Annotated in this window: 19 protein-coding genes; 5 read left to right on the top strand and 14 right to left on the bottom strand. The window is 73.0% G+C overall.

Annotated features, from left to right (window positions below; all coding sequences use genetic code 11):
- Position 1: 1 nt before the first annotated feature.
- The 11 genes from ACVGV0_RS06235 to ACVGV0_RS06185 all read right to left on the bottom strand — a co-directional run bounded on the left by ACVGV0_RS06235 (position 2) and on the right by ACVGV0_RS06185 (position 11152).
- Positions 2–238 carry a hypothetical protein gene (locus tag ACVGV0_RS06235; protein ID WP_459158905.1) on the bottom strand — a complete coding sequence of 79 codons (237 nt, stop codon included), beginning with the start codon at positions 236–238 and terminating at the stop codon, positions 2–4.
- A 168-nt stretch (positions 239–406) separates the two neighbouring features.
- Complete coding sequence (locus ACVGV0_RS06230) at positions 407–1468, bottom strand: saccharopine dehydrogenase family protein (protein ID WP_459158904.1); 1062 nt, start codon at positions 1466–1468, stop codon at positions 407–409.
- A gap of 86 nt (positions 1469–1554) precedes the next feature.
- Positions 1555–2700, bottom strand: coding sequence for a galactonate dehydratase (gene dgoD, locus ACVGV0_RS06225; RefSeq protein ID WP_459158903.1), 1146 nt, complete (start codon positions 2698–2700; stop codon positions 1555–1557).
- 50 nt (positions 2701–2750) lie between these two features.
- Positions 2751–3497, bottom strand: a complete 747-nt coding sequence (locus ACVGV0_RS06220) for an IclR family transcriptional regulator (RefSeq protein ID WP_459158902.1) — start codon at positions 3495–3497, stop codon at positions 2751–2753.
- A 142-nt stretch (positions 3498–3639) separates the two neighbouring features.
- Positions 3640–4224, bottom strand: a complete 585-nt coding sequence (locus ACVGV0_RS06215; RefSeq protein ID WP_459158901.1) for a TMEM165/GDT1 family protein — start codon at positions 4222–4224, stop codon at positions 3640–3642.
- A 923-nt stretch (positions 4225–5147) separates the two neighbouring features.
- On the bottom strand, positions 5148–6764 hold the full coding sequence (locus tag ACVGV0_RS06210; RefSeq protein ID WP_459158900.1) for an alpha/beta hydrolase: 1617 nt from the start codon (positions 6762–6764) through the stop codon (positions 5148–5150).
- Positions 6765–6870: 106 nt separating this feature from the next.
- Positions 6871–7635 carry a putative hydro-lyase gene (locus ACVGV0_RS06205; RefSeq protein ID WP_459159939.1) on the bottom strand — a complete coding sequence of 255 codons (765 nt, stop codon included), beginning with the start codon at positions 7633–7635 and terminating at the stop codon, positions 6871–6873.
- 14 nt (positions 7636–7649) lie between these two features.
- Positions 7650–8552: a 5-oxoprolinase subunit C family protein gene (locus tag ACVGV0_RS06200; protein ID WP_459158899.1), complete on the bottom strand. Its 903-nt coding sequence runs from the start codon at positions 8550–8552 to the stop codon at positions 7650–7652.
- Positions 8549–9160 (bottom strand): 5-oxoprolinase subunit B family protein, encoded by a 612-nt coding sequence (locus ACVGV0_RS06195; RefSeq protein WP_459158898.1) that lies wholly within the window; start codon positions 9158–9160, stop codon positions 8549–8551. The genes ACVGV0_RS06200 and ACVGV0_RS06195 overlap by 4 nt, the downstream gene beginning before the upstream one ends.
- 8 nt (positions 9161–9168) lie before the next feature.
- Complete coding sequence (locus tag ACVGV0_RS06190; RefSeq protein WP_459158897.1) at positions 9169–9930, bottom strand: LamB/YcsF family protein; 762 nt, start codon at positions 9928–9930, stop codon at positions 9169–9171.
- A 1-nt stretch (position 9931) separates the two neighbouring features.
- Positions 9932–11152 carry an NRAMP family divalent metal transporter gene (locus ACVGV0_RS06185; protein WP_459158896.1) on the bottom strand — a complete coding sequence of 407 codons (1221 nt, stop codon included), beginning with the start codon at positions 11150–11152 and terminating at the stop codon, positions 9932–9934.
- Between the two features lie 165 nt (positions 11153–11317).
- On the opposite strand from ACVGV0_RS06185, the gene ACVGV0_RS06180 reads away from it, so the two are divergent.
- Positions 11318–12022 carry a GntR family transcriptional regulator gene (locus ACVGV0_RS06180; RefSeq protein ID WP_459158895.1) on the top strand — a complete coding sequence of 235 codons (705 nt, stop codon included), beginning with the start codon at positions 11318–11320 and terminating at the stop codon, positions 12020–12022.
- Positions 12023–12365: 343 nt separating this feature from the next.
- Positions 12366–13910, top strand: coding sequence for a UxaA family hydrolase (locus ACVGV0_RS06175; protein ID WP_459158894.1), 1545 nt, complete (start codon positions 12366–12368; stop codon positions 13908–13910).
- A gap of 250 nt (positions 13911–14160) precedes the next feature.
- Here the strand turns inward: ACVGV0_RS06175 and ACVGV0_RS06170 are convergent, their stop codons facing one another.
- Positions 14161–14349, bottom strand: a complete 189-nt coding sequence (locus ACVGV0_RS06170) for a DUF397 domain-containing protein (protein ID WP_459158893.1) — start codon at positions 14347–14349, stop codon at positions 14161–14163.
- Position 14350: 1 nt separating this feature from the next.
- Positions 14351–15193: a helix-turn-helix domain-containing protein gene (locus ACVGV0_RS06165; protein ID WP_459158892.1), complete on the bottom strand. Its 843-nt coding sequence runs from the start codon at positions 15191–15193 to the stop codon at positions 14351–14353.
- 245 nt (positions 15194–15438) lie between these two features.
- On the opposite strand from ACVGV0_RS06165, the gene ACVGV0_RS06160 reads away from it, so the two are divergent.
- From ACVGV0_RS06160 to ACVGV0_RS06150, 3 genes are all read left to right on the top strand, one after another.
- Positions 15439–15669 (top strand): hypothetical protein, encoded by a 231-nt coding sequence (locus ACVGV0_RS06160; protein ID WP_459158891.1) that lies wholly within the window; start codon positions 15439–15441, stop codon positions 15667–15669.
- Complete coding sequence (locus ACVGV0_RS06155; RefSeq protein WP_459158890.1) at positions 15666–15812, top strand: hypothetical protein; 147 nt, start codon at positions 15666–15668, stop codon at positions 15810–15812. The genes ACVGV0_RS06160 and ACVGV0_RS06155 overlap by 4 nt, the downstream gene beginning before the upstream one ends.
- Positions 15813–16681: 869 nt before the next feature.
- The gene (locus ACVGV0_RS06150) at positions 16682–17140 is read left to right on the top strand and encodes an Imm1 family immunity protein (protein ID WP_459158889.1); all 459 of its coding nucleotides are present in this window, start codon (positions 16682–16684) and stop codon (positions 17138–17140) included.
- Positions 17141–17288: 148 nt separating this feature from the next.
- Here ACVGV0_RS06150 and ACVGV0_RS06145 read toward each other — a convergent pair whose 3' ends face one another.
- Positions 17289–18416 (bottom strand): PLP-dependent cysteine synthase family protein, encoded by a 1128-nt coding sequence (locus ACVGV0_RS06145; protein WP_459158888.1) that lies wholly within the window; start codon positions 18414–18416, stop codon positions 17289–17291.
- Positions 18417–18588: the final 172 nt, after the last annotated feature.

The following is an 18588-nucleotide window of genomic DNA, read 5'->3' as shown; positions in this document are numbered from 1 at the left end:
ATCAGCCGGTGAGGTTCTGCATGAACGTGATCACGGACTCGGCCGAGCCCTGCAGCCACCCGCCGACGCCGCCGACCATGTCCGCGGACCCGACGGGGTTGGTGAACACCGCGTAGCCCACCAGCACGAGCACCACGATTCCTGCGACCTTCTTCGGTTTCACACCGTCCTCCGTGTCCGAGCTGCCGGTTGCCTGCTCCACCGCTGCGGGGTCGGCGCGCGCGTGGCCGCGCATCACCCGCGGGGAGGGTACCTGCCCGCGGAGCGGCGCGGTCCGGCCGCGACGGAGATCACAACTGCCCGGCTCGCGAATCCCGGCGGGTGCCGGGCGCGGTGCGGCGCCGGAGCGGCCGGCGGCCACCGGCCCGGTGCAGCGGCTCGGCCGCGCGGAGCCGGGACCGGGAGCTCAGGTGCGCGGCGCGGGCACGGGCGCGGGGTCGGAGACGGTGACCCCGTCCAGCTCGCGGACGAAGCCGTGCCCGAACGCCGTGGCCGGGGTGTGCGCCCCGGCGGGCGCTGCGCCGGCCAGCAGCCGTTGCAGCAGCCGCACCAGCGAGTCCGCGGTGAAGTCGTACGGATCGGGCCCGCGCAGGGTGGCGGCCACCGCCGTTCCGTCCGCGGCGCTGGCCTCCGCGTAGACCTCGAGGTGGCTGCGGGCCCGGGCCGCGGCGTCCGGGCCGCGCACCAGCGCGCCGAGGGCCGCGCGGCCGAGCCGCTGCACCGGGCCGGTGGCCGCCAGCCGCTGCAGCAGGGCCGCACCGCGCCCGCCGGCACCGGGCAAGCGCGTGTAGGTGGTGATCTCGCCGATGCCCGTACTGCGGTAGGCGGAGCTGACATCGCCCCAGGGCAGCGAGGCCACGCGCACCCTCCCGGAGGGGAAGTCCACGTCGCGCCGCCGCCAGCCCACCGGCACGGTGCGCAGCTCGCCGCCGAGGCGGGCGCGTCCGCCGAGGGCCACGCCCTCCCACGCGCTCTTCAGCGTGCCGGGGCTGAGCCTGCCGCTCGTGCGGATGGCCAGATCCAGCCGGCGCGCCCCGGGCACCTGCTCGGCCACGAGCGCGCCGAGGCAGTCGGTGGGCACCACGTCCATGCCCGCACCGGGCAGCAGCACCACCCCGGCGCGCCGCGCCTCCTCGTCGCGGGCGTAGACCGCTTCGAACACGTCGATCTCACCGGTGATGTCCAGGTAGTGCGCACCCGCCCGCAGGCACCCCCGCACCATCGGCTCGGCGGTGGCCGAGAACGGACCCGCGCAGTGGGCGACCGCGTCCACACCGGACAGCTGCGCGGCGACCGCGTCGGGGTCGCGCAGGTCGAACACCCGGTAGTCGAGCCCGCGCGGCGCGGCCAGCGCGGCGACCGCGGCCGCGTCCCGCCCCGCCAGCACGGGCCGGTGCCCGCGGGCGAGCGCCGCCTCGAGCACGAGCCGGCCGGTGTAGCCGGTCACGCCGTACAGCATCCACGTCATGGCCACCTCCGGGTCGGCAACGAGCGGCGAGCGGTGCCGTTACGCGCCCGCGGCACGCCGCGCTCCGCGGCCGGTGCCGCACCTGCTCACCACTCGGCGAACGAGCCGTCCTCGTGGCGCCACACGGGGTTGCGCCAGCGCGGCGCGCGCTTCTCCGCCTCGGCCACGGCCTCCTCGTCGACCTCGATGCCCAGTCCCGGCCCGGTCGGGCGCGCGACGTGTCCCGCGGAGTAGTCGAACACCGCGGTGTCCACCAGGTAGTCGAGCACGTCCGAACCCTGGTTGTAGTGGATGCCCAGGCTCGTCTCCTGGATCAGCGCGTTCGGGCTGGCGAAGTCCACCTGCAGGCTGGCGGCCAGGGCGATCGGGCCGAGCGGGCAGTGCGGGGCGAGGCCGACGCCGTGGACCTCGGCCTGCGCGGCGATGCGGCGGCACTCGGAGACGCCGCCGGCGTGCGACAGGTCCGGCTGCGCCACGGCGATGCCGGAACGCAGCACGTCGGCGAAGTCCCACCGGGAGTAGAGCCGCTCGCCGGTGGCGATCGGCACGGTGGTGCTGTCGACGACGCGGGGCAGTTCGCCGGACAGCTCGGGCAGCACGGGCTCCTCGACGAACAGCGGCTGCACCGGTTCGAGCTCGCGGCACAGCCGCCGCGCCAGCGGCGGTGAGACGCGGCCGTGGAAGTCGATGGCCACGTCGCCGTGCGGGCCGAGCTCGTCCTTGACGGCGCGGGCGCGTTCCACGGCCGCGCGGATCTCCGCCGTCGTCTCCAGCTGCCGCATCCGCCCGGCGACGTTCATCTTCACCGCGGAGAAGCCCTCGGCCACGCGCTGCGCGGCGTGTTCGACCGCCGCGGAGGGCTCGTCGCCCGCGACCCAGGAGTACACGCGCATCCGGTCGCGCACCGGACCGCCCAGCAGCTCGTGCACGGGCACGCCGAGCGCCTTGCCCTTGATGTCCCACAACGCCTGGTCGATCCCGGCGACCGCGCTGGACAGCACCGGACCGCCGCGGTAGAAACCGCCCTTGGTCAGCACCTGCCAGTGGTCCTCGACGCGTCCCGGGTCGGCGCCGACGAGGTAGTCGGACAGCTCGTCGACGGCCGCCCGGACCGTCCCGGCCCGGCCCTCCACGACGGGCTCGCCCCATCCGACGATCCCCTCGTCCGTGTCGATGCGCAGGAACAGCCAACGCGGCGGCACCTGGTACGTGCGCAGCTGGGTGATCTTCACGGTCTCCTCCTCAGTTCCGGCGGCCGTCGTGCCCGGAGGGGCGGGTTCCCCTAGCGCGGGGACGTGCCGAGCTCGGCGCCGAGCGCCGCCGCGGTCTCGCGCAGCTTGGTGACCAGCGCGTGCTGCTCGGCGGGGTCCGGGCGGGCGCGCACGGTGGTCACGGACACGGCAGCGGCCACCTGACCCGAGTTGGCGGGCACCGCCACGCCGACGCAGTGCACCAGCGGTTCGAACTCGGCGTCGTCGGTGGCGTAGCCGCGTTCCACGACCCCGCGCAGGTGTCCGCGCAGCGCCGCGGCGTCGGCGAGGGTGTTCTCGGTGTGGCGGGTGAAGCTGTGCGCGGCGAGCAGCTCCTCCCGGCGCCGCTCCGGCAGGCGCGCCAGGATGGCCTTGCTGGCCGCGGCGGTGTGCAGCGGCACCGGCCGGCCGATGCGCGACCAGGTGCGGATCGACGCGGAGCTCTCGATCTTGTCCACGTAGACGATCTGCTCGTCGATGAGCTGCGCCAGGTGCACCGTGGCGCGCACGTCCTCGGCGAGGGCCACGAGCCGCGGCCGGGCGGTCGCGCGCAGGTCCATGTCCTCGAGCACCTGCTGGCCCAGGTCGGCCAGGCGCAGCCCCAGCCGGTAGCGGCCGTCGGGCCCGCGCGCGAGCATCCCGGAGTCGACGAGGGGCTGCAGCATGCGCAGCGCGGTGGAGCTGTGCACGTCCAGTTCGCGAGCGAGCTCGGAGATCTTCTTCGGCCCTCCGGCCAGGACCTCCAGCGCGCGCACCGCTTTGTCGACGGTTTTCGACATCGTGCCCCTCACCGCGAACGACCGCTCGTGCAACATAAACATACTCGTTGCAGATGTTGCAGGTCCCGCGGTGCGCCCGGGGAACATCTCTCGGGAAATGTTCCCCGGGGCGGGTGGGCGGGGCGGCTGCGGTGGGCGGGGCTCAGGCGGCGGCCAGGCCGGTGATGCCGCTGACCAGCAACCACGCCCCGGCGAGGACGAACAGCGCGGCGGCGCCGTAGCGCACGGCGCGCTCCGGCAGCTTCCTGCCGAGCACGAGACCGACGCCGACCGCCAGCGCGTCGGCGAGCACCATGCCCGCTGTCGAGCCGAGCCACGTGCCGAACCAGTCGTGCTGCGTGGCCAGCGTGACCGTGGCCAGCATCGTCTTGTCGCCCAGCTCGGCCAGCAGGAACACGGTGGTCACCAGCAGCAGCGCCGACACCGCGGGGCGGTGGGCGCGGCGCTGGTCCTCCGCGGTGAGGTGGTCCCCCCGCAGCGTCCACAGCGCGAAACCGAGGAACGCCACCCCGGCCAGCACCGTCACCCAGTCCCCCGGCACGAGCTGGCCGACGCCGAACCCGAGCACCACCGACAGCGCGTGCACCACCGCGGTGGCCAGCGTGATCCCGAGCAGCACGTGCCACACGCGGTAGCGGGTCGCGAACGTCATCGCCATCAACTGCGACTTGTCGCCGAGTTCTGCGACGAAAATCGCGCCGGCGCTGAGCGCGAAGCTGGCCAACATCGCCCGTGTTTCCCCTCACTCGGACCGCGGCGGAATTCTGCGTTCGCATTCGCGCCCGGCCCTCCGCCGCCGCTGCTCGCAGTTGGCTCGCGGAAATCCGAACCAACTGCGGCGCAGCAGGTTTCCCGAACGGCGAGCGCGGCACCGCCCCTTTCACGAACGAACCGTACAGACAATTGCGAGGAATGCAAAACATCGCACGGCAGCACCCGGAGAAAATGCTTTCCGGGGGCGGCAAAACATTCCTTTCGGGGCGCCGAGAAAAACGCTGCGCCGCGGCCGGAACAGCATTTTCGGAAGAGCTCCGGGAAGGATTTCGGCGGGCCGGCCGCCCCGCGGGGACGCGCCCGCACCGCAGCGGCTCACCGGCAGGGGCGCCCTCCCGCCGCAAACCCGCCCGCCGAACCGGAGCGGCACCCCGGTCCACCCCCCGGGCGGCGAGGGGCTCGCGGAACCGGACGGAGGCGGTCGCCCGGAGCACTGCCGAACGTGGGCGGTGTCACGTGCGCACCGGGATGCCGCGTCCGCCGGCTCCGTGTTGCACTGACTGGCCGGTGCGCCCGTGTCCCCCGGGCCTCACCCATCGCCTTCGCGGAATACCGTTCGGCTGGAGCGGCGTCGCGCCACAACGCCGAGAGGCGACCGGCGCACCGGTCCTTCCCACGTGACGCGGTCCCCCGCTCTTTCTCCTCGGGCAGGGGACCGCGTGCGGGTTCACCCACCTCCCCGGCACTACCGGTGTCCGAGCACTCCGGCGGCCCGGCATGCCGGCGGCCGGGCGCGGCGACGGCGAGCGAAGCCGCGGTCCGACGAGACGTGCCCGAAGCCCCGCGCCAGCGGGCACCCGGTCCGCTCCTCGCCCCGTCCGGTTCCGGCTCCGCACGCCGTCCGCGCTCCTCGCCCCGGCGGGCCTCCCGCACCGCTCACGCCGTGCCGAAGGGCTGCTCGTCGGAGGAGCACGTCTGCCCCGGAGCAGGCCGCCGCAGCTCGATCAGGTAGTCGGCGGCGATCCGGTCGGCGCACGCGCTCTGCCCGAGGATGCAGTGCCCGAAGCTGTTCACGGTGACCAGGTCGGCGTGCCCGAGCTGGTGGGCCATGCGCTCGGCGAACGCGTGCTGCGTGGCGGGGTCGTAGCGGTTGCCGAACACCAGCGCCGGGTTCTCCGCGCTGTTGTGCCACGGCCCCCGGTGGGCGTCGTCGGCGGTGCGCGGCCAGTTCGAGCAGGCGGCCACGTCGCTGAACGCCTGGTAGCGGCCGAACGTCGGCGACTCGTGCTCCCACGCCGCGGCGATGCCGGGCACGAGCTCGGGGATCCGCGGGATCGGTTTGTCCGTGCAGTTCACCCCGAAGTAGGCGTCGTCGACGTAGTCCTCCTCCCGCTGCGGGACGGCGGGCCCGCCGTCGTACGGCGCCCGGTGCGGTGTGCGGTCGAGCACCCGCAGCTGCTGCGCTTGGCCGACCGCGGCGCCGGTGAGGTGCTCGTGCACCAGCTGCAGGTCCGCGGCCAGCGGCGCCAGGTCGCCGATGTCGTACAGCGCGCTGCCGACGCCCGCCGTGAACGTGCTCAGCGTGAGCGTCACCCCGTTCGGCAGGGTGACCGGGCCGGACCGCAGCTCCTCGCGGATGGCGTCGAACTTCGCCCGCGGATCACCCGCGGAGAAGGCGCAGCCCCGCCCGGAGCTGTCGCACTCGCGCAGGAAGGCCTGCAGCGCGATCTCGAACCCGCGCGCCCGCTGCCGGTCGTACTCCACGCCGTTGGTGGTGCGCAGCTGCGGGTCCACGTTGCCGTCGAGCACGACCGCGCGGCTGCGCTCGCCGAACAGCGACAGGTAGGTCGCGCCGAGCAGCGTCCCGTAGGAGAAGCCGACGTAGGTCAGCTTCCGGTCCCCCACCGCGGCCCGCAGCAGGTCGAGGTCGCGCGCCACGTCGGCGGTGCTCATGTGGTCCAGCAGCGCGCCCGCGTTGCGCTCGCAGTGCCGCCCCTGGTCGCGGTAGGCCCCGAGCGTTTCGGCGATGCGCTCGTCCGAGACCGGCACCGGCGTGATCCGCTCGGCGACCTCGCGCGCCTGCTCGGCCGAGGTGAAGCAGCGCAGCCGGGTGCTGCGGTCGATGCCGCGCGGGTCGAAGCCGACGACGTCGAAGCGTTCGAGCACCCGGTCGTCGAGCCACTTCCCCGCCTGGGTGGGCATGGTGTAGCCGGAACCGCCCGGGCCTCCGGGGTTGACGAACAGCGAACCGATCCGGCGCTCGGGGTCGGCGGCCTTCCGCCGCATGAGCGCGAGGTCGACGCTGCCGCGCTCCGGGGCGCTGTGGTCCAGCGGCACCGGGTACCGCGCGCACTCGTACCGGTCGCGCTCGTCCGGCGGCACCGGTTCCAGCTCCTCCGGGGCGCAGGTGTCCCACTGCACCTCGGGCACCGCGCCGGGCTGCGGTGCGGGACCCTCCCGGGCGCCGGCCGAGGCCGTCGCCAGCGTCGTGCCCACCAGTACCGCGCTCGCCGCCGCCACCGCCCGGCGCCACCGCTCCGCTCGCGTGCTCACGCGCACCTCCGCCACTCCTCGTGCTGATCTCGGGGCAGTCAACACGGGACGGAGCGGGCGCACACCACAGATCGGGCGATTCACCCGATCACGGGCACGCGCGGGCTCAGGGCACGAGGAACGCGCTGTCGGCCTCGTCGGTGATCGCCATGTGCCCGGGCGCGTGCGCGATCGCGAAGGACGGCCGCGAGTCCATCACCGCCGCCTGCGGGGTGACGCCGCAGCCCCAGAACACCGGGATCTCGCCCGGGCGCACCTCCACCGGATCACCGAAGTCGGGCCGGTCCAGGTCGGTGATGCCCAGCTGCTGCGGGTCGCCGACGTGTAGCGGGGCGCCGTGCACCGCCGGGTAGCGGGCCGTGACCCGCACCGCGGTGGCCACCTGCTCGGCCGGGACCGGCCGCATCGACATCACCACGGGCCCGGCGAGGCCGCCGGCGGGCCGGCAGCGGCGGTTCGTGCGGTACATCGGCACGTTGCACCCGGCCCGCAGGTGCCGCACCTCGACGCCGGCGGCGAGCAGCGCGGACTCGAAGGTGAAGCTGCACCCGACGAGGAAGGCGACGAGGTCGTCCCGCCACAGCTCGACCACCTCGCCGCGCTCCTCGACCAGCTGCCCGTCGGAGTACACGCGGTAGGCGGGCAGGTCCGTGCGCAGGTCCCCGGCGAAGGACTCCGCCCGGACCGCGCCCGGTTCGGTGACGTCGATGATCGGGCACGACCGCGGGTTGCGCTGCCCGAACAGCAGGAAGTCGTAGGCGTGCTCGCGCGGCACGGCCAGCAGGTTCGCCTGCGCCCGGCCGGCGCTGTAGCCGGCCGTGGGCGCGCGCAGGCCCGCGCGGAACGCCTCCCGCGCCTCCTGCGGTGTCATCGCCTCCGGCGCCGTCATCGCTCCTCCTTCCCCACCGGGGCCGGCCCCGGTGCTCCTCCACCGGCGCGGCGGAACCGCACCGCCTGGCCCGGCCGGGCCTGCGCCGCCCGGTCGACGTCGGCCGCGGGCACGACGGCGATGACCGGGTATCCGCCCGTGACCGGGTGGTCGGCCAGGAACAGCGTGGGCGTGCCGGACGGCGGCACCTGCAGCGCACCGGCGACCATGCCTTCGCTGGGCAGCTCCCCGCCGCAGCTGCGGGTCAGCTGCGGCCCGGACAACCGCATGCCGATCCGGTCGCTGTCGGCGGTGACCGCGTACTCCGCGCCGAACAGCGCGCGCAGCGCGTCCGCGGTGAACCAGTCGGCTCGCGGGCCGGGCACCGCGCGCAGCTCGAGCACCCCGTCCGCGGGTCCGGGCACCGGCGCCTGCTCCACGCACGGGAACGCGGCCGGGGCCGGCCCGACCGGCAGCAGCGCGCCCGCGGCGAGCCGTTCCGGCCCGAGCCCGGCGAGCACGTCGGTGGAGCGCGAGCCGAGCACCGGCTCGACCGCGATCCCGCCGCGCACGGCCAGGTAGGTGCGCAGGCCGCGCTCGGGCCGGCCGAGCCGCAGGGTGCTGCCGGCGTCGAGCCGCAGCACCGCGTGCATCGCGGCGCCGCGCCCGTCGACGCCGAGCGGGCAGGGCGCACCGGTCAGCGCCACCGTGACCGGGCCGCGGGCCAGCAGTTCCAGGCCGCCGAGGGTGACCTCGACGGCCGCCGCGCCCTCCGGGTTCGCCAGCAGCCGGTTGGCCAGGCGCAACGCGCCGCGGTCGGCGGCGCCGGAGGTGCCGACGCCGATGTGGCCCAGCCCGGGCCGTCCGAGGTCCTGCACCGTGGCCAGCGGACCGGTCGAGAGCACTTCCAGCTCGCTCATCGGACCTCCTGGAACCGCACGCGCACGCCCGGCCGCAGCAGCGCGGGCGGGTCCCGGTCGACGCACCAGACCTGGAGGTCGGTGCGGCCGATGAGCTGCCAGCCGCCGGGGGATTCGCGCGGGTAGATGCCGCTGAACTCCCCGGCGAGGCCGACCGCGCCCGCGGGCACGCGGGTGCGGGACTCGGTGCGGCGCGGCACCGCCAGCTGCCAGTCCTGCCCGGCGAGGTAGCCGAACCCGGGGGCGAAGCCGCCGAAGGCGACGGTCCACTCGGTGGCGGTGTGCCGGTCGACGACGTCGCGCTCGGCCAGCCCGGTCAGCCGGGCGACTTCGGCGAGGTCCGCGCCGTCGTAGACCACGGGCACCTGCAGCACGTCCGCGGTGCGCTGCCACCCGCCTGCGGGCCGGGTGGCGCGCACGGCGCGCTCGACGGCGGCCGCGTCCGCGGTGCGCGGGTCGAGGTGCAGCAGCAGCGTGCGCGCGGCGGGCACCAGGTCGGTCACTCCGGCGGGCGGGTCGGCTGCGAGCGCGGTGTAGAGCGCGTGCACCTGGTCGAGGTCGTCGAGCTCCACGAGCAGCCCGGAGTCGGCGCAGGGCAGGAAACGCATCGGCGGCCTCACCGGGATTCCGGTGCGAACGGGCGCAGCGGCACCCCCGCCGCGGCGAGGCGGTCCCGCACCGCGCGGGCGATGGCCACCGCGTCGGGGCTGTCGCCGTGCACGCAGATCGAGTCGGGCTGCGCGGTGATCTCCGTGCCGTCGACGGCTTCGATGGGCTCGCCGCGGGCGAGGCGGACGCACCGGTCGGCGATGCGTCCGGGGTCGTGCAGCACCGCCCCCTCCTCGCGCCGGGGCACCAGCGTGCCTTCGGGGGTGTAGGCGCGGTCGGCGAAGGCCTCGCGGTGCACCCGCAGGCCCGCGCGTTCGGCCTGGTCGAGCCATTCGGACCCGGGCAGGCCGAGCACCGCCAGGCCGGGGTCGAACGCGCGCACGGCGTCGACGAGCGCGGCGGCCTGCTCGGCGTGCCGCACGATCGCGTTGTACAGCGCCCCGTGCGGTTTGACGTAGCGCAGCTCGGTTCCGGCCACGCGGGCGAAGCCGGCGACCGCGCCGAGCTGGTAGAGCACGTCGTCGGTGAGCTCGGCCGGGGGCATGTCGATGAAGCGGCGGCCGAAGCCGGCGAGGTCGCGGTAGCTGACCTGCGCGCCGACGGCGACGCCCCCGGCGGCGGCGCGCTCGACCGCGCGGCGGATGACCGACGGGTCCCCGGCGTGGAAGCCGCAGGCCACGTTGGCGCTGGTGACGATGCCCAGCAGGGCGTCGTCATCGCCCAGTTCCCAGCGGCCGAAGCCTTCGGCGAGATCGGCGTTGAGGTCCATGTCAGCTCCACAGCTCCGCGATTCCGGACAACGAGTTCGCCCCCAGGTACACCGTCAGCAGCCAGGCCAGCACGCCGATCACGAGCAGCCACCGCGGGTAGCGGTAACCGCCGAGCAGGTCGGTGCGCCGCAGCGCGATCCACATGAGCACGCCGAACCCGACGGGCAGGATGAGGCCGTTGACCGCCCCGGCCAGCACGAGCAGCGTTTTCGGGGCCTGGTCGAGCAGCAGGAACACCGCCGCGGACACGGCGATGAACGCGCCGATGAGCCAGTTCCGCGCGGCGGAGAGCTTCGGCGAGAACGTCACGAGGAACGACACGGAGGTGTAGGAGGCGCCGACGACGGAGGTGAGGCTGGCGGCCCAGAGGATGACGCCGAACAGCCGCGCGCCGACCTCGCCCGCGGCGTGCCCGAAGGCCGCGGCGGTGGGGTTTCCGCCGGTCAGCGTGGCCCCGCCGGCGACGACGCCGAGGATGGCGAGGAACAGCACGATCCGCATCACGCCGGTGACCAGCAGCGACACCACGGAGCTGCGGCTGACCTCGGTGACCCGGTCGGGGCCGGTCAGACCGGCGTCGACGATGCGGTGCGCGCCGGCGTAGGTGATGTAGCCGCCGACGGTGCCACCGATGAGCGTGGTGATGGCGAGGAAGTCGACCTGCTCGGGCAGCACCGACTGGTGCAGCGCCTCGCCGACCGGCGGGGCGGAGGAGGCGGTGACGTACAGGGTCAGCAGGATCATCGCGCCGCCGAGGGCCACGACGATGCGGTCCATGGCCACCCCGGCGCGGCGGCTGAGGAAGATGCCGATGGCGATCAGCGCGGAGACCGCGCCGCCGATCTTGACGTTGAGGCCGAACAGCGCGTCGAGCCCGAGGGCGGTGCCGGAGACGTTGCCGATGTTGAACACGAGGCCGCCGAAGACGACGAGCGCGGCCATCGCGTAACCCAGCCCCGGAAGCACCCGGTTGCCGAGGTCCTGCGCGCGCAGTCCCGAGACGCCGATGACGCGCCAGACGTTCAGCTGCACCGCGATGTCGACGAGGATGGACACGAGGACGGCGAAGGCGAACGCCGCGCCGAGCTGCACGGTGAACTCGGTCGTCTGCGTCAGGAATCCGGGGCCGATGGCGCTGGTGGCCATGAGGAAGACCGCGCCGAGCATCGCCCCGCGGCCGCCTGCCCGCCGGGCTGCGCGCGTGGAGAGGTTCTGGCCCATGCCGCTCCGATCACACGGTCCCCACCTGCGGTGGTGAGGAGGTTCGATGGCGTCACCCAGTGCGACGTTGGGCGGCAACCTAATGGATTGTTCAACAATCCTGCAATAGGTCGCAGTGGATAGACTGCACGGGACGAAGATCGCGGAGCGACACGGGGGTCGGCCATGACCGGGAGCGAGACCCGAGACTGGGGCGAGGTGCTCGCCGCCGATCGCGCCCTGCTCGATCGGACGAGCACCGCCGAGCGCGTGGCCGACGTCCTGCGGCAGCGGATCATCGAAGGGGCGCTCGCCCCCGGCACGCGCCTGTCCGAGGAAACCGCCGGGCGGGCGCTGGCCGTCTCCCGCAACACGCTGCGCGAGGCGTTCCGACTGCTGGTGCACGAACGGCTGCTCGTGCACGAGTTCCACCGCGGGGTGTTCGTCCGCGTGCTCAGCGCCGCCGACGTCATCGACCTCTACCGGATGCGGCGCATGCTGGAGACGAGCGCCCTGCGCGCGGCCGACCCCGCGGCCGAGGGGGCGGCCGCGGTGGACGCGGCGGTCTCCGAGGGGCAGCGCGCCGCGTCCGAGCAGCGCTGGTGGGACGTGGGCACGGCGAACATGCGGTTCCACCAAGCCGTCGCCGCGCTCGCCGGCAGCGAGCGCGTGGACGAGACGATGCGGCAGCTGCTGGCGGAACTGCGCCTGGCCTTCCACGTGATGTCCCGGCCGCGGGAGTTCCACGAGCCCTTCCTGGAGCGCAACCGCGCCATCGCCGATCTGCTGCTGGCCGGGCGCCCCGCCGAGGCGACCCGGGCCCTGGAGGAGTACTTCGACCTCGCCGAGGACCAGCTCGTCGCGGCCTACCGCGACGTCGCCCCGTCCTGACGCATCCTCCCCCCTTCGGGTGGTTTGAACCCCCACGAGAAATGTTTCCTCCCAGCGCAGCAGGGCCCTCGCCGCCCCCTTCCTCCCATCGGACTCGCGCGCATCCGCTTCCACCGCACCCCGCCGGCGCTCGGTGACCGCGCGACGACACCGCGTTGACACGGCCTCGGCCCGGACCTACCGTGCTCACGATGCCAACAATCGTCCGATATTTCGGACACCCGCGGGTGCCCGCACGAGCACCGGTGCCGGTGCCTGTGCAGGCACCGGGAGCCCGCTGTCGGACCGCGTGGCATCGCGCAGCACCCGGCCCGCAGTGACCAGCACATCCCACGGGAGCGCCATGTCGACCGCCGCGAGCACGCCCAGCCTCATCCACCTCCGGGACGTCGACGACGTCGCCATCGCGGCCGAGGACCTCTCCCCCGGCGCGCCCGCCGCTGTCGGCCAGGACGTCCTCACCGCGCGCGGCGAGGTCGGCCGCGGCCACAAGATCGCCGTCCGGGACCTGCGGGCCGGCGACCCGGTCCGCCGCTACGGGCAGATCATCGGATTCGCCAGCACCGACATCGCCAGCGGCGAGCACGTCCACGAGCACAACCTCGAATACCGGGAGTTCCGCCGCGACTACGAGTTCGCCGTCGAAGCGCAGCCGGAGCAGCTGCTGCCCGAGGCGCAGCGCGCCACCTTCCAGGGCTACCGCCGCAGCGACGGCACGGTCGGCACGCGCAACTTCCTCGGCGTGCTCACCAGCGTGAACTGCTCCGCCACCGCGGCCAAGAACATCGCCCAGCGCATGCGCTTCTCCGGCGCGCTCGACGACTTCGACGACGTCGACGGCATCGTGGCCCTCACCCACGGGACCGGCTGCGGCATGGCCCCGGACGGCGAGGGCATCGAGGTGCTGCGCCGCGTCTTGCGCGGCTACCTCACGCACCCGAACTTCGCCGGGTTCCTCGTGCTCGGGCTGGGCTGCGAGGACAACCAGATCGTCCGGCTCACCCAGGACGTGCCGATGCGCAGCGACGTGCCCGTGGTGACCAGCACGATCCAGGAGCTCGGCGGTACCGCGAAAACGGTGCGCGAAGGCGTGGCCCGGATGACCGAGATGCTGCCGGAAGCCGACAAGGCCCGGCGCGAGACCGTGCCCGCCTCGGAACTCGTCCTCGGCGCCGAGTGCGGCGGCTCCGACGCGTACTCGGGCATCACCGCCAACCCGGCCCTCGGCTCGGCGGTCGACCGGATCGTCGCCCACGGCGGCACCGGCATCGTCGGGGAAACACCGGAGATCTACGGCGCCGAGCACATGCTGCTGCGCCGCGCCGCCTCCTCCGCCGTGGCGCAGAAACTCGTCGACCGCATCGCCTGGTGGCAGGACTACACCGCGAAGAACGGCGGGTCGATGGACAACAACCCCTCCCCCGGCAACAAGGCGGGCGGGCTGACCACGATCCTGGAGAAATCGCTGGGTGCGGCGGCGAAGGCCGGCACGACCACCATGCGCGACGTCGTCGAGTACGGCGAACCCGTCACCGAGCGGGGTTTCGTGTTCATGGACACCCCGGGCTACGACCCGGTGTCGGTGACCGGCATGGTCGCCGGCGGCGCCAACCTCGTCTGCTTCACCACCGGCCGCGGCTCGGCGTTCGGCTGCGCACCGGTGCCGAGCCTGAAGCTGGCCACGAACACCCCGATGTACGAGCACATGCACGAGGACATGGACGTCAACTGCGGGCGGATCACCGACGGCGCGGCCACCGTCGACGAGGTCGGCGAGGAGCTGTTCGACCACGTGCTGCGCGTGGCCTCCGGTGAGCGGACCAAGAGCGAGGAGCTCGGCTACGGCGAGGAGGAGTTCGTCCCCTGGCACATCGGCACGGTGATGTGACCGCGACCGACGTCGGCCTCAGCCCCGGTTCCCAGGAACGCCCCACGCGCTGCAACCGCGGTTCGACCTCGATGCCCTGCTCGGCGGGTCACCGGCGGGCCGGGTGGTGCCTGGTCCGCGTCCGCGCGAACGGCGAGGCGGTGACGCCGGGCTTCGGCGCGGCCTCGAGGGCGGCTTCTGCGCGGGTCATCCCCGGCCGCGCGAAGCGGCACCCCGAGAAGCCCGGGGTGCCGCCTGGTACGCGCGCGGTTCACGCGAACCGGTCGCTCTTGACCGCCGCGATGAACGCCTGCCACTGGGTACGGTCAGCGGTGAAGTAGCCGAGGCTGCGGTCCTTGGTGTCGCGCACGGCCGCACCGTGGTCAGTACGGCCGACCTCCACGCAGCTGCTGTTGACGCCGGAACGGCTGGACTTCCTCCAGTTGCTCGGGGAAGGCACGTCAGCTCCTCTCAAGTTCCTCTGCGATCTCCGCCATGAGGTCGGCAGACTCATCCGGGCTCATAGCTACCTGCGGGAGGCTATCCGCCGCTTCGCGGTACGCCTGCACGTCCCGATCGTCGTAGAGGAACGCAGGGCCGCGGTAGTGTTCGAGGTGCACGATCGGCGACGCCTTCGGGAACTCGTAGAGCACGAACGCGCCTTCATGCGCCAAAGTCCAGTGCTTCAGCGAAGGAAGCACCCGGATCGTGATGTTCGACTCCTGGGTCAGGCTGTGCAAGTGCCGTACTTGCTCCGCCATGACCTTCTCACCACCGAGCGGTTCCCGGAGGGCTCGTTCGGCGATCGTCACGTCCACCTGCGACGGAATCGTGAGCGCGATGGAGCGAGCCATGCGCAGCTCGACGCGCACATCCCGCTGATCCGGAGGAAGGCTCGACATCATCTCGGCGGCGTAGGCGCGTGTCTGCATCGGGCCGGGAACGAGGATCGGGGCCACGTGCAGCACCCGTTCAGCTGACCGGTCGAACTCAGAGAGCTCGATGAGGTGGCGATGGAGTCCCTTGGACCCGTCGGCGATCATGTTCGGCTCGGTGGCCGTCTCTGCAAAATGAATGATCTCGTCGTACCTGTCTCCGGTGACTCCGAGCGTCCCCAGAACCCTGGCCACGTATTCGGGCTTTGGTGCACGTTCACCGCGTTCGTAGCGGGACACGGTTCCCGGCGCGACGTCCAGCTGAGCAGCCAGGTCGCGCACGGTCATGTCAGCGTCCTCGCGCAACTCTCGCAGCTCAGCGCCGAGAAGGCGTGCTTTGGGCGTCTGCCCGTCGTTGGCTCCGGCCATGAGTCAACCGTAATCGACCCACTCGGATGTGATCGACACTCGATCGAAGTATTGATCATTCGTCTCCGGAGTCAGATGGTTGTTCACGGAAACAACAGATGATCCAGCGTCACGTTCCTGGCACTGGATCCTACGAAGGAGATGATCATGCGGAAACGCTGGGAAGAGTGGCGTCAGCGGAGGCAGCGCGAGCGCCGCCGCAAGCGGGTCAAGCTCGACAAGCACCCCGTTCCGGGGGTGGTCCGGTGACGTCCCGACGGACACGACTCGCCGGGCTCCTGCGCGGGGCCCAATGGGCGCTCGACGACGTCGCGTTCCGGACCCCGCGGGGAGAGGTCGGCGAATCCGAGTGCTCCGAGTTGGCCCAGCAGCTGGAAGAAGTCGCCCGGCAGCTTCGCCTGCACGTGATCCACGAGATCAGGACGACCCGCGAGATCAAGGCCACCGGCGAGATCGAGATGGGAGACCGCACGTGATCGACCGCGCATGCCACAAGACCCCTGGGATGCGGGGTGAGCTCTCCCCCGCCATCGCGTCGGGAAGTCCGCACCCACCGGCGAAGCCGTTCCAGGACCTCGCCCTGCTGCACCGCGCCCTCGACGGTCTGCGGGCCCGCTGATGGCGGCGGGCGGGATCGAATGGTGGGCCTGCGCCGAGGCTTTCGAGCCGGACGACCTCGACGCGAGCACGCGTGACCGGCGCCTGAGCCGCACCCCGGACGCGGTGCGCCGAGTGCGGGCAACCCTGCTGGAAGCACCGGCCCCGGAGGGCGCCGGGACCGGTGCCGCGGTACCAAGTAGCCACTCGTACCGCCGAACAGCATAAATCCCCGCACCGGAGGTGATCGGAGGCGACCGCGGCAGCGGCGGCGCTGCCGCGGTCATCTCGTGCCTCAGCGAAACCACCGGTGTCGGGGAGGGCGGGCACGATCACCGGGGCGAGGACGTGACCGATCGGTTCCGGGGGTGTCGGTGTCCGCAGTCGAGGAGTTGGACGCCGAACTGGCGCGGATCGCCTCCTTGCTCGCTGACGCGCAATCCGCCGTGGTTGGGGCGCAGTCGCAGTGGGAGGGCCGGGAACAAGCTCTTGCCGTGGTGCAAAGCACCTCCGATCCTGAAGTTGCGCCGCTCCTCGCGGAACACCAGCAGGTAGCAGACGCTCTCGTCGCCGCGTGGCAGCGCGTTGCCCAGGCACAGCAGAGCGTCGAAGGTTACCGGAGGCTCGTCGGGGTGGCAGACGCCATCGCCACGAGCGGTCCGAACATCCCGCATCCCTCAACCCGCGGGCGGGTTCCGACGGACGCCGCGTGGGATCGCACCTGGGTGGATCGCGTCCGCGATCGGCTGCCCGAATGGACGGGCGGCCGGACAACCGGGCTCGGGGTCGACCAAGATGGCAATGAAATCGAGGTCACCAGCGGCCGTGATGCGAACGGACTGTCCGACGAAGCACTGCCGAGCCGGTGGAGATTCATGGAAGGGCCAGGCCATGGCAACGATCGAGACCGCCACCGTCGTCACCGCGGTGTTCCACCACGTGTTCCGCTACGCCCGCGGCTCCGACGAGGCCGCCGATCTGGCACGCGCTGTGGTGGAAGACCCGCCGGACCCGGTGTGCGAGCTGTACGTGCGGGATCGCCCGTGCTTGCCGTTCACGGACCCCGAGGGTCCGCTGTTCCCCGGATGCGGACGTCTTCGCGTGTCCTCGTGGCCAAGCCTCGGCTGGGGTGCGCTGAACTACGTCGGCCCGTCGGAGAACGTGCTGGTTGACTCCTTCAACCCGGAGGCCTTCGAGGCCCGGGCAGTGCTGTTCGATCCCGAGGGAGACCTTTGGTTCCCCGCCTCGGCGTCGCTGCCCCCGGCCCGGGTGCGCGATGCGGTCGAGGAGTACGCACGTACCGGACAGCGGCCGACGTGCGTGCAGTGGCAAGAGGGCCACTGGTACTGAGTGGTGCTCGGCGAGCCCTCAGCCTCGCGGCCCCGGTGTCTGAAGGGACGAGCACGACAACGGCGCCCTGGTCATCACCGCCCTGTCCGTTGCGGGAGGACGCCGCAGCACGCCACGCCACCCGCGCGCCACGCCCGCGGCGGGCGGTTCAGTCGAGGACCCCGGTGCTCAGGAACGAGTGCAGGCGCCGCAGCGGCGGTTCGATGTCGATGCCCTCCGCGGCGAGCCATTCGTCCGAGTAGTACTTGTCGAAGTAGCGGTCGCCCGGATCGCAGAGGAACGTGACCACGCTGCCGGTGCGCCCCGCGGCGAGCATCTCAGCCACGATGCGGAACGCCGCCCACAGCCCGGTGCCGGTGGAGGCGCCGGCGCGGCGGCCGAGCATCTCCTGCAACCGGCGGATCGCCGCGATCGCGGCGGCGTCCGGCACGCGCATCATGCGGTCGATCGCGGTGCCGAGGAAGCTCGGCTCCACCCGCTGGCGGCCGATGCCCTCGATGCGCGAACCCACCTCGGTGGTCACCAGCGGATCGGCCGACTCCCACGCCGGCAGGAACGCCGAGTTCTCCGGATCGGCCACGCAGAGGCCGGTGTGCCGCCCGGTGTAGGTGACGTAGCGGGCCAGGGTGGCCGAGGTTCCGCCGGTGCCCGCGGTGGCCACGATCCAGTCCGGTTCCGGGTGGCGCTCGGCCGACATCTGCGCGAACAGCGACTCGGCGATGTTGTTGTTGCCGCGCCAGTCCGTGGCGCGCTCGGCGTAGGTGAACTGGTCCATGTAGTGGCCGCCGGTTTCGGCGGCCAGCCGCACCGCCGCGTCGTAGACCTCGCTCGCGCGGTCGGTGAAGTGGCACTTCCCGCCGTAGAGCTCGATCAGCTCGATCTTGTTGCGGCTGGTGCCCTTGGCCATGACGGCGATGAACGGCACGCCGATGAGCTGCGCGAAGTACGCCTCGGAGACCGCGGTCGACCCGCTGGAGGCCTCGATGACCGGGCGACCGCGGCGGATCCACCCGTTGCACAGCCCGTACAGGTACAGCGAGCGGGCCAGGCGGTGCTTCAGCGAACCGGTCGGGTGCGTCGACTCGTCCTTGAGGTAGAGGTCCACGCCCCACTCGGCCGGCAGCGGCACGGACAGCAGGTGCGTGTCGGAGGAGCGGTTCTCCTCAGCCTTGATCCTGGCCACCGCGTCGACGACCCACCGCCGGTGCTCGGGGTCCGCGCGGTTGATGTCGACCTCGGCCCCACCGCGATGTCCCCCGATCGTGCCCTCCGCCATGCGTCCTCCAAGGCCGGCTGCGCAACCCCGCCGCCGGCCGGTTCTGCGCGGCGCCCGGAACCGTTCCCGCCGGCGGCAGCCGGACACCGCGGAATTCGCGTCCCGCCCAGTGTCGCAGCCCCGCGGGCGGCACCTGGCCCGGCGGTTCGCCGAACGGCGCTCGAGCGGTGGA

Source organism: Salinifilum ghardaiensis (assembly GCF_054491345.1).
Note: the sequence above shows the minus strand (reverse complement) of the source record. Positions and strands in the feature narration are given on the sequence as shown.